Origin of the sequence: Rhodobacter capsulatus, assembly GCF_005144475.1 — a bacterium.
GTDB lineage: Bacteria > Pseudomonadota > Alphaproteobacteria > Rhodobacterales > Rhodobacteraceae > Rhodobacter > Rhodobacter capsulatus_C.
Map to the genome: position 1 here is coordinate 92,902 of NZ_SWJZ01000050.1, position 9,211 is coordinate 102,112.

The window sequence follows — 9,211 nt, forward strand, 5'->3', positions numbered from 1 at the left end:
GCCCCCGGCATTTCGAACGCAACGAGGTCGAAGATGAGCACGCATGAAGGTCTGCCGGTCGCCGGTTACAAGCCGCAAAGCGCAGAAGCGCTGGCCGTCGTGAACGGCAACAAGTGGCTGGAAGAGCTGCTCCTGCGCCGTCTCGATGTGCTGGCCGCTGATCCGGCGATCGACAAGATATGGCTCCAGATCGGCCGCACCGCGATCGAACAGGGCTTCATGGCCGTGAACCGGGCCGTGTTCCAGCCCGGCCGCGCCGAGATCGAGGTGGATCCCGCCGCGGTATTTACGGAACTCGGCAAGCTCTTCGGTGAGGTGGCCTGATGTCCTACGCCACGCTCGATGACCTGATCGACCGCGCGGGCGAGGCCGAGCTGCGCCAGATCGCCGATCGCGACCGCGACGGCGTGATCGACGCCGATGTTGTCGCGTCCGCGCTGGCCACGGCCGATGCCGCGATCGACGGCTATGTCGGTGCGAAATACGCCCTGCCGCTGCCCTCGGTGCCCTCGATCGTGCGCGGCTGGGCCGTCAGCATCGCCCGTTACACGCTGCACCGCAACGGTGCCCCGGATCATGTCGGGCAGGATTACAAGGATGCGATCCTTGCCCTGAAGGATGTCTCGCGCGGGCTGATCACCCTGCCGGTCGCAGCGGGCGAGACGGCGGCCGCGGTCTCCGGCGGCACTGTCATGGCGGCGCATCCCGAGCCGGTGTTCACGCCCGCCCGCCTGGCAGGGTGGCGCTGATGCTCTATGACATCGTGGCCTATCTGACCGTGCATCTCAGCGATCCCCGCTGGGCCGGTGTCGATGTCGCCGAAGACATCGATGCGCTCTCTGCCCGCGCCGGTCAGGTCGAAAGCGGCACTGCGATCATCATGCCCTGGAGCGAGACCGGGCGTCCGCAGACCCTGATATCGGGCGGTTTCCGGCAAAAGGTCGATGTGCAGTTCGTCGTCGGCACCGTGGTTCGCCTTTACGACGGGATGATGGGTGCCGAGCGAGCGATGGCTTTTGACGCCTATCGCTCCGACATCGAGGCCGCTTTGGCCGGTGTCGTGATCCCGGGCTTCCGCGAGCCCTGCGAACTGGTCGGCGGCGAGACCAGCCCGATCAGCACGGGCGTCAGCATTTACGCACAGACCTGGGCCACCGCCCGTTTCCTGACAGGAGCATGAGCATGACGCAGCCCACCAAAGGCGGCAGCTATCTGCGCGACCCCGATACCGGCGCGCTGATCTGCCTCACGAATAGCGAGGCCCCCGTGGCCGACGCGACGCCCCCGTCGGCGGCGGAAGAGGTGCAGGGCGGCCTCTCGACTGAAACCGTCGCCGACACGATCCCCGCCGCCACCGCGGCCCCGACCCGGAAAGGACGCTGATCATGGCATCCCGCCGCTGGCCGACGCTGGCCATGCTTCACAAGATCGAAACGACCCAGGGCGTCGATGCGACCCCGGCGGCCGCGAACGCGCTGATCGCGACGAACATCACCTTCACGCCGCTGGAGGCGACCGAAGTCACGCGGGACCTGATGCTGCCCTACATGGGCAACCAGGGCGCAATCCTGACGGCGATGTATGGCAAGCTCGAATTCGAGATCGAGATCGCCGGTGCGGGTGCTGCCGGGACCGCCCCGAAATACGGCTCGATCCTGCGGGTCTGCGGGCTGGCCGAGACGATCACCGCCGCCACCAAGGTCGAGTACACCATCGTTGAAGCCGCCCAGGAGAGCGGGACGTTCTATTTCAACTCGGACGGCGTGCAGCACATCTTCGTCGGCGGGCGCGCCAACGTCTCGATGAACTTCGTGCCGAAGCAGATCCCGAAGTTCAAATTCAGCTTCCTGGGCATGCTGGGCGAAGTCACCGACGTCGCCTTGCCCACGGTTGCCATGACGGGCTGGACGACGCCGGTGCCGGTTTCCAAGGCCAACGACACCTTTGCGCTGCACGGCTACACCGGCGGCGCCGAAAGCCTGTCGATCGACATGGGCAACACGGTCACGCCGCGGTTCCTGATCGGCGAAGAGGAAATGAAGATCACCGATCGCAAGGCGACGGGGACGGCCGTGGTCGTGGCGACGTCGATCGCGACCAAGGACTGGTTCAGCATCGCCAAGGCCTCGACCCGCGCCGCGCTGTCGATCGTCCATGGCAAGACCGCTGGCAACATCGTCGAAGTCGCCGCCCCGGCCGTCGAGATCGGCAAGCCCGCGCAGGGGCAGACCGACAACGTCGCGAACTACAGCTTGCCGCTGCGGTTCTGCCCGGTCGCGGGCCGCGACGAATTCAAGATCATCGTGCGCTGAGGAGCCAGCAATGCCGAAATTCGTGATGACCGACAAGCATCTTTACTGGTGGCCGGTGACGGTGCGCGTGCCCGACCCGGACAATGCGGGCACGTTCATCGAGCAGACCTTCGAGATGCAATTCGAGGCGCAGGTGCGCGAGGTGCTGCTGGCGTGCCAGGAACGGCATGCCGCCGCCGCCACCGATCGCGATCGCATCGAGGCCGACAAGGAACAGATGCGGATGTGCTGCCGGTCCTGGCGGGGCATCGTCGATGAGCGGGGCGCCGACGTGCCGTTCTCGGCCGAGCGTCTTGACGGGCTGGTCGGTCTGCCCTGGGGGCGGGCCGGGATCATGACTGCGCTTGCCGAGGCCAATTTCGGTCAGGAGGCGAAGCGGGGAAACTGACGGCCGTCGCGCGCGCCTGGATCTGCGCGCGGCTGGGCCGGGTTGATCCGAGCCGTCCTGTCGTGACCACACCCGACCTCGTCGCGCAGTTCGCTGCGATGGGGGCCGAGATCGAGGCCCCCGTCACCGAGGATGTGATCGAGATCTGGCAGTGCCACGCGCGGACGGTCGCGGCCTTTTTTGACATTCAGACCCAGTGGCGGGTGACCGAGGTACACGGCGCGCTGTGGTTGGGCCTCGATTACGCCGGTGTCGATGTGGCGCTGCGGCGTGGCGGGTATGACGACGTGGATTTTGCGGATCTGCAGCTGATGGAGCGGGCTGCGATCGACGCATTCGGGGGCAGATGAGATGACGGCCGGGCCTTTCGTCTATGAGCTGATCTTTCGCGGCAACGCGACAAGCGCGACGGCGGCCGCCAAGGAAGTGCTGGCCGCGACGGATGCGCTGGCCGCGGAAGCGCAAGGCGCAGCTGCGGCGACCGGTCAGGACACGGCCGCCACCATCCAAAACGCGACTGCCAAGCGCGCTGCGGCCCAGGCGTCGCGCGAAGCGGCCGCCGCGGCCGAGACGGAGGCCCGCGCGCGCGAGGCGCTGCGCAAGGCAACCACGTCGATCGACAGCTTCACCGCGCCTTTGCCCACGCCCGTTCCGACCCCGACCCCGGCCCCGGTACCTACGCCTGCGCCTTCGGTTGTTCCGCCGGTCCCGAACCCGGTTCCGGCTTCCCCGGCCGCCGGGTCAGGGTCAGGGGCCGCTGCAGCTTATTCGGCAAACCTGATGTACCAGTGGAACGACATCGCGATGATGGCGATGGCCGGCCAAAACCCGATGATGCTGATGATGCAGCAAGGCACCCAGGTGACGCAGGTCTTCGGGCAGATGCGCGCCTCCGGCCTGAGTGTAGGGACTGCGCTGCGGGCCTCCTTCATGGGGATGCTCAACCCGATGTCGCTCGCCACCATGGCAGTGATCGGCTTCGGCACGGCCGCCGTGCAATGGTTCATGGACTCCGGCGAGAAAGCCAAGTCGCTGGATGAGGCGCTCGGCGATCTGGAGAAATCGACCTCCGCCGTCGATCGCGCGCTGAAAGAGGCGCGGAAGGGCACATCCGAGCTGAGTGGTGACTTCGGAAGCGAAGCTAAGGCAGCCCGGGAACTGAACCTGGCATTGCTGGGGCTTGCCCAGATGCAGGCTGCCCAGGACGTGAAGAAGTCGATCACGGCGATCTCCGATGCGCTTGCGGGGATGCAGTCATGGATCAATTTCGGCGTTGTCGACAACCGCACGCTTGAAAAGCAGTTCAACCTGACTGCCGCGAGCGCTGCCGAGGTTGGAGCAGCAATCCAGAAGTACCAGTTCGCGGAGACGAACGACGAGCGCCTTGCCGCAGCGCAAGCCATCGCAAAGGCGCTGGAAGGGGCGCAATATGGATCTGAAGGGGCAACTGATGCCGCTATCCAGTTCGGGCAAGAGGTGGGCAAGACCGCATTGCTCGCGCAGATCCTCAAGGGTCAGACAGAACAAATCGATGACCTGACGAAGTCTATCGCCGGAAACGACATCGGGGCCACCTACAAGACCGGTGCCGAAAAAGGCAAAGAGCTTCTGGACATCCTCTCCGACGTTCGGAAGGCGCTGAAGGATACCCGCGCGCCTTACGACCTTGCCGACGATCTGGAGATGACGAAGAAGATCGCCGAGGCCACCGCGCAATATGGCGCGGACAGCCTCGAAGTGAAGCGCCTGCAGATCGAGGCCGAGCGTCAGGATTTCGAGGCGAAGCTGCGGGACATGACGCAGCTGACCGAGGCCCACAAGCAGCAGCTGCGCGACCTCTGGGAATCGAGCAAGGGCTTGTCCAGTGCCGATCCCTTCGGCCTCGTGGCGGCGGGACGCGAGCTTTATCGCTCCCAGGCGCAGACCGTGGGTCAGCTGCAGCTGGAGCTGAGCCTTGTCGGCCAGAGCGAGACCGTGCGGCGCCGGGTGCTGGCGATTTATCAGGCCGAGATGGATATCCGGACCGCTGGCATCGATCGCGACAGCGACCGCGCACGGCAGATCCTGCAGCAAGCAGAACTGTCGGCCGATCTGCAGGCGCAGCTCGATCGCGTCAGCGATGCCTGGGACACAGTGCAGAAGGCTGGCGAAAACGCGATCGACGGGATTTTCGACGCGCTGAAGGAAGGTGATCTCGGTGGCGCCTTCGAAAACCTCGCCTCCGAACTCGGCTCGATGTTTGAAGAGCTGGCGATCACCAACCCGCTCAAGAATGCGATCTTCGGCACCGACTACGCGACGATGGGCGATGTGGGCGGTCTGAAGGGCATTTGGGACCGGTACACCGGCAAGGCGGGTCCGCTCGATGCGAAATCGCTCGCCGCGACCGCTGCGGCGCAGACCGTGGCCAGCATGGCCGTCACCGCCGCCACGGTGATCATCGGCGGCGCGGGCGTGGGCGGTCTTGCCGGTGGCATCGGCGCGGGCGGCGGGATGGGCGGGCTGCAGGGCTCGGCCGATGTGCAAAAGCAGGTCTGGAGCTTCTTCAGTTCCAAGGGCCTGAAGCCGCATCAGGTGGCCGCGATCATGGGGAACGTCTCCGGCGAAAGCAGCTTCAACCCGCTTGCAGGCGGCGACATCAAGAATGGCGTGCCGACAAGCTTCGGGCTGTTCCAGCACCACGGCCCGCGCGCCGATGGTCTGATGGCCTCCCTTGGTGGGCGCCAGAACCTGGGCAATGTGCAGGGCCAGCTTGAGTACGCCTGGCGCGAGCTGAACACGACCCATTCCGGCGCGCTGGCCGCGCTCAAGGCCGCGCCGGATGTGTCGAGCGCGACCAACGCCTGGATGCGTCAGTTCGAGCGGCCGTCTGACGAGGCGATGCAAAAGAGCTGGGCAAACCGGCTCGGCGCGGCCGAACAGGCGATGGCGAAGTTCGGGTCCACCACGACGCTTGCCACGGGCCAGCTGGGCACGATGGGCACCGGTTTCGACAAGTTCGGCCAGGCGCTTGGCAGTGCCGTGCAGGGCGGTGGGGGCGGCTTCTGGGGCACGCTCTTCTCGGGGATCATGAGCGGGCTCGGAATTCCCGGCTTTGCGGGGGGCGGGCGGCACGGCGGCGGCCTGCGCATCGTCGGCGAGGAAGGCGCTGAACTTGAATACACCGGGCCCAGCACGATCGTACCCGCCGACCTGACCCGGCGCATCCTGAGTGGCGGGGCTCCGGCCAATTCGGCCCAGGCGCCGGTGGTCATGGTGCGGCCGCAGATCATCAACAACAGCTCGCGCCAGGTCGATATCGAGGTGCAGGAGGTGACCGACAGCCGCGGCCAGCGCCAGCCGCGGTATGTCCTCTCCGACGCCGTGGGCGATGGCCTGACCACGCCCGGCGGGCGCGGGCGGCGGGCGATGCGCGAGTTTTACAACGTCTCTCCGACGGGGATCGCGCGATGAGCTATCCCGTCTGGCCCTCCGATCTACCCCGGCCCGAGCGCTCCAGCTATCAGCTGCAGCCGCAGGACGCGCGGCGCAAGCGCGGGTTCGAAAGTGGGCCGCCCGGCTATCGGCGCCGGTTTTCGGCGGTGGCGCAGATGGTCACCCTGTCGGTGATCCTGACGGCCAATCAGCGGGCGGTGTTCGACAATTTCTTCGGCGATGACTGCGCCAAGGGCGCGTCATTGTTCTGGATGCCCGACGCCACTCGCGATGGCTGGGCGCTGCTCACCCATGACGGGCAGCCGCTGCTGACCCATGACGGCACGCCGATCCTGCTCGCGTCGCGGTGGCTTTGCGCCTGGGGCGATGCGCCGCCTATCGAGACGATCCAGGGCATCGAGTTTCGCAAACAATTCAGCGTGGTGGTGATGCCATGAGCCGTCGTGTCTCTCTCAACGCCCGTCAATCGCAGATCGATCCGGTCTCGGCCGAGATTGATGTGGTGCTGATCGAGATCACCCACCCAGATCTTGACGCGCCGATCCGGCTCAGCACCGACAACACCGAGCGGATCTCGGACGAGCCGCTGATCTATGGCACGCGGTCCACCTGGCGCGGGGCTGACCCCGCCACCGATCCTTACCTCTGGATCATCGCCTCGGCCGTGCTGCCTGACGATGCTGACGATGCCCCGGCGCAGGCGCAGATCGTGCTCGAAAATCTCGATGCGCAGCTGACCGAGCTGCTGCGGTCTTACACCGACATGGCGACCGTCGCTGTCGCTGTGGTCGAGGCCGCGACGCCGAACCTCATCGAGGCACAGTGGCACGGGATGCTGCTCAGCACTGCCGACGGCACCTCGGCCGAGATCACGCTCAGCCTGTCGCGCGACGAGATCGAGCTGGAGCATTTCCCGGCCGGGCGCATGACCCGTCAGAAATTTCCCGGGCTGTGGAGGTGAGAATGTTCTGGTCGAACCGCTATATCGGCATCCCGCAATGCGATCACGGCCGCTCGGCCGAGGGCGCGGACTGCTGGGGGCTGGCCTGCGTGATCTACCGCGAGGAGCTGGGGATTACGCTGCCGGAGTACCTTGGCTATGGCTCGGTCGAGGAGCATGGCGAGATTGCCGCGCTGATCGAGGGCGCCAAGACCTCGCCGCTCTGGGTGCCGGTGACCGGCCCGGCGCTCGCCTTCGATCTGGCCGTGTTCCGGCGCGGGCGGCTTTCAACCCATCTCGGCATCGTGATCCGCCACGGGCTGATGATCCACATCGGCCAGACCCACGCCGTGTTGGAGGACTATCGGCACGGCCCCTGGGCACACCGGTTCACGGGGCATTGGCGGCACCGTTCAAGGGCCGTTGAAATGCCCGTGCAGATCATTTCGGAGGCCGCGCGATGACGGATCTGCGCCCCATCCCCGCCATCCATGTGCTGGCGGCCCCGCAGTTCGACCCCGGCCGCGGGCGGATCACGCTGGATGTACCGCATGGCCTGACCGTGACCGAGATCGTCACCCGGGCGCTGCCTGCGGCCACCGAGGCCGATCTGGCGCGCGCCCGGGTGGCGCTGGTGACCGAGCGGGGCACGCAGATCGTGCCGCGCGAGCTCTGGGCGCTGGCCCGGCCGCGCCAAGGGGTTCGAGTGGTGATCCGGATCACGCCTGGCAAAGGCGCCCTCAGGTCGATCCTGTCGATCATCGTTTCGGTCGCGGCGGTGGTGCTGGCGCCTTATGTTGCCGGGTTCCTCGGCGTGACCTCGCAGATCGGGCTGGGGTTTATCACCGCTGGCCTGACGATTGTGGGCCAGCTCCTGATCAATGCGTTGATCCCTCCGATCAAGCCTGACAGCGATGCCAAGGACACCTACAGCATCACCGGCTGGCGCAATCGGTTGGAGCCGGGCGCCGCGGTGCCGGTGGTGCTGGGCACAATGCGCTACGCCCCGCCCTTTGCCGCCACGCCCTACACCGAGATCGTCGGCGATCAGCAATTTGTCCGAGCCGTGTTCGGCTTGGGCGAGGGGCAAGTGTCGATCGACGACATGCGGCTCGGCGAGACATCCCTCTCCGAATATGACGAGGTCGAGACCGAGATCCGCTATGGCGTGGCCGGAGAATTGCCGCTCAGCCTCTATCCGCGCCAGGTGGTCGAGGAGCAGATCGGCGTCGAGCTGACCCGGCCATATCCCCGCGATGACGCCGGGGCCATCACGCAGGTGCCCGAGGAATATGAGGCCCGGCGGCGGGTCTCGGACGGCGACGGCGGCTGGACCTGGGAGACCTATACGGCGACCCGGATGGTCAACGCGCCGACCGAGCCCACGCCCGTCGTGCGCACCACCGGCCCGGATGCCGCGGGCGCCAGCATCATCCTGGCCTGGACCGGCGGCCTTTTTCGCTACGACGACGACGGCAAGCGGCAACCGCACGGGGTCTCGATCAGGATCGAACAGCGGCTGATCGAGGCCGAGGAATGGCAGCTGGTGACGCAGCTCGACATCGTCACCACCAAGGCCGAGTCGTTTTTCCGCCAGCACAGCTGGAGCTTTCCCAACCGTGGCCGCTGGCAGGTCCGGCTGACGATGCTGCAGGACGAGGCCACCGACAGCAAGATCAGCCAGCGCACCACCTGGGCCGCGCTGCAGACCATCCGGCCCGAATATCCGCTGGCCTATCCGCGGCCGCTGGCGCTGGTGGCGCTGCGGATCAAGGCGACGCATCAGATCAGCGGCTCGATCGACAATTTCAACTGCCTGGTGAGCCGGATTTGCCGCGACTGGGATGCCGCCTCCGGGGTCTGGGTGCGTCGCGTCTCCGAAAACCCAGCCTCGGCCTATCTGGAGGTGCTGAGCCACCCGTCGAACCCGAAATCGGTGTCCGATTCCGGCCTCGATCTCGACCTGCTCGCCGACTGGGCCGAATGGTGCGCGGCCGAGGGGCTGACCTATAATGCCATCCTTGAGGATCAGGGCACGACGCTGCGCGATGTGCTGACCGAGATCGCGGCGGCGGGCCGGGCGACCCCGCGCCACGATGGCATCCGCTGGGGCGTCGTCATCGATCGACCGCTGGT

Annotated in this window: 12 protein-coding genes; all 12 read left to right on the forward strand. The window is 66.5% G+C overall.

The features are described 5' to 3' along the window. Nucleotides 1–33 precede the first annotated feature (33 nt). Nucleotides 34–324 carry an Acb2/Tad1 domain-containing protein gene (locus tag FBT96_RS12485; protein ID WP_136907119.1) on the forward strand — a complete coding sequence of 97 codons (291 nt, stop codon included), beginning with the start codon at nt 34–36 and terminating at the stop codon, nt 322–324. Beyond that, nucleotides 324–749 (forward strand): gp436 family protein, encoded by a 426-nt coding sequence (locus tag FBT96_RS12490; protein ID WP_013066716.1) that lies wholly within the window; start codon nt 324–326, stop codon nt 747–749. The genes FBT96_RS12485 and FBT96_RS12490 overlap by 1 nt, the downstream gene beginning before the upstream one ends. After that, nucleotides 749–1,180, forward strand: coding sequence for a phage tail terminator protein (locus tag FBT96_RS12495; RefSeq protein WP_136907121.1), 432 nt, complete (start codon nt 749–751; stop codon nt 1,178–1,180). Before FBT96_RS12490 ends, FBT96_RS12495 begins: the two co-directional genes overlap by 1 nt. 2 nt (nt 1,181–1,182) lie before the next feature. Continuing rightward, nucleotides 1,183–1,383, forward strand: coding sequence for a hypothetical protein (locus tag FBT96_RS12500; protein ID WP_136907123.1), 201 nt, complete (start codon nt 1,183–1,185; stop codon nt 1,381–1,383). A gap of 2 nt (nt 1,384–1,385) precedes the next feature. Beyond that, nucleotides 1,386–2,312: a phage tail tube protein gene (locus tag FBT96_RS12505; RefSeq protein ID WP_136907125.1), complete on the forward strand. Its 927-nt coding sequence runs from the start codon at nt 1,386–1,388 to the stop codon at nt 2,310–2,312. Between the two features lie 10 nt (nt 2,313–2,322). Continuing rightward, on the forward strand, nt 2,323–2,700 hold the full coding sequence (locus FBT96_RS12510) for a hypothetical protein (protein WP_136907127.1): 378 nt from the start codon (nt 2,323–2,325) through the stop codon (nt 2,698–2,700). A 62-nt stretch (nt 2,701–2,762) separates the two neighbouring features. After that, complete coding sequence (locus tag FBT96_RS12515) at nt 2,763–3,050, forward strand: DUF1799 domain-containing protein (protein WP_249306471.1); 288 nt, start codon at nt 2,763–2,765, stop codon at nt 3,048–3,050. 1 nt (nt 3,051) lies between these two features. Continuing rightward, nucleotides 3,052–6,153 carry a phage tail tip lysozyme gene (locus FBT96_RS12520; protein ID WP_136907129.1) on the forward strand — a complete coding sequence of 1,034 codons (3,102 nt, stop codon included), beginning with the start codon at nt 3,052–3,054 and terminating at the stop codon, nt 6,151–6,153. Continuing rightward, nucleotides 6,150–6,572, forward strand: coding sequence for a hypothetical protein (locus FBT96_RS12525; protein ID WP_136907131.1), 423 nt, complete (start codon nt 6,150–6,152; stop codon nt 6,570–6,572). Before FBT96_RS12520 ends, FBT96_RS12525 begins: the two co-directional genes overlap by 4 nt. After that, nucleotides 6,569–7,096: a hypothetical protein gene (locus tag FBT96_RS12530; RefSeq protein ID WP_136907133.1), complete on the forward strand. Its 528-nt coding sequence runs from the start codon at nt 6,569–6,571 to the stop codon at nt 7,094–7,096. Before FBT96_RS12525 ends, FBT96_RS12530 begins: the two co-directional genes overlap by 4 nt. A 2-nt stretch (nt 7,097–7,098) precedes the next feature. Continuing rightward, the gene (locus FBT96_RS12535) at nt 7,099–7,539 is read left to right on the forward strand and encodes an NlpC/P60 family protein (RefSeq protein WP_136907135.1); all 441 of its coding nucleotides are present in this window, start codon (nt 7,099–7,101) and stop codon (nt 7,537–7,539) included. After that, on the forward strand, nt 7,536–9,211 hold a 1,676-nt coding region (gene gpJ / locus FBT96_RS12540), incomplete at its 3' end, for a TipJ family phage tail tip protein (RefSeq protein WP_455769543.1). The genes FBT96_RS12535 and gpJ, both read left to right, overlap by 4 nt.